The following is a 1,460-nucleotide window of genomic DNA, read 5'->3' on the forward strand; positions in this document are numbered from 1 at the left end:
CCCCGTTACTATCTTCACGTCCCGATAATCGGGGCTTTGGCCAGCCAGGCCCGGCATGATTCTCGCCCCCAGTCGCAGTCATGATCCGGGGGGTGTTGTCACCGGGCCTGGTGGGTGGCTGGTGATCGCTGATAGGGGTTTGGCCGGGATATCCCGACGCCGTCCGTAACGTGGATGCCGAGACTTGCCACCGTTGTTGCAGGCCAATCCGTTCACTCTGCTCATACTTCGATGCAAGACACTCAACAACATGGCGCCGTCGATGTCTTCGTCGGCGTCGATGTCGGTAAAGGCCAGCATCATGCCGTCGCGCTCGATCGGAACGGCAAGCGCCTGTACAACAAGGCGCTACCCAACGATGAGGTCAAGCTGCGAGCCCTCATCGCCGAGCTCAAGACTCACGGTCGACTGCTGTTCGTCGTCGATCAGCCATCCACCATCGGTGCGCTTCCTGTAGCCGTTGCTCGCGCCGAAGGCGTACTCGTCGCCTATCTGCCGGGACTGGCTATGCGCCGCATCGCTGACCTGCACGCCGGCGAAGCCAAGACCGATGCTCGCGACGCCGCGATCATTGCCGAAGCCGCTCGCTCGATGCCGCACACGCTGCGCTCGCTCCGATTGGCCGACGAGCAGCTCGCCGAACTCACCATGCTGTGCGGCTTCGATGATGATCTCGCCGCCCAGGTCACTCAAACCAGCAACCGCATTCGCGGCTTGCTTACTCAGATCCATCCGGCACTCGAACGCGTTCTCGGACCGCGCCTCGACCATCCTGCGGTGCTCGATCTGCTTGAGCGCTATCCGTCGCCCGCCGCACTTGCCAGCACCAGCGAGAAGACGCTCGCCAATCGCCTGACCAAGCTCGCTCCTCGCATGGGTAAAGGCTTGGCGGCCGAGATCGTTCAGGCACTCAGCGAACAAGCCGTGACCGTGCCCGGCACGCAGGCCGCCACCATCGTCATGCCCCGTTTAGCCCAGCAGCTCGCAGCCTTGCGCAAGCAACGCGACGAGGTCGCAGCCGAAGTGGAACGGCTGGTGCTTGCTCACCCTCTTTGGCCGGTCCTGACCAGCATGCCGGGAGTCGGCGTCAGGACCGCCGCCAGACTCCTGACCGAGGTCGCCCATAAAGCGTTCGCTTCGGCCGCACACTTGGCGGCCTACGCCGGCCTTGCCCCAGTCACCCGGCGCTCAGGCTCATCCATCCGCGGCGAGCATCCATCCAGACGAGGGAACAAGGTGCTCAAACGCGCCTTGTTCCTATCCGCCTTCGCGGCCTTGCGGGACCCCGTCTCGCGGGCCTACTACGCGCGCAAGATCCAGCAGGGCAAGCGCCACAACCAAGCGCTCATCGCGCTGGCACGGCGACGTTGCGACGTCCTGTTCGCCATGCTGCGCGACGGCACCATTTACCAACCCAAGTCAGCCCCTAACGCTTGACGAAACACATAGGGGCACCCCCC

Annotated in this window: 1 protein-coding gene; it reads left to right on the forward strand. The window is 64.0% G+C overall.

The window, feature by feature from the left end; all coding sequences use genetic code 11:
* Positions 1-231 precede the first annotated feature (231 nt).
* Positions 232-1,437 carry an IS110-like element ISBma3 family transposase gene (locus HWX76_RS36430; protein WP_176017109.1) on the forward strand — a complete coding sequence of 402 codons (1,206 nt, stop codon included), beginning with the start codon at positions 232-234 and terminating at the stop codon, positions 1,435-1,437.
* The last annotated feature ends 23 nt before the right edge of the window (positions 1,438-1,460 follow it).

The organism is Burkholderia sp. BCC0398 (assembly GCF_902833245.1).
Lineage (GTDB): Bacteria > Pseudomonadota > Gammaproteobacteria > Burkholderiales > Burkholderiaceae > Burkholderia > Burkholderia sola.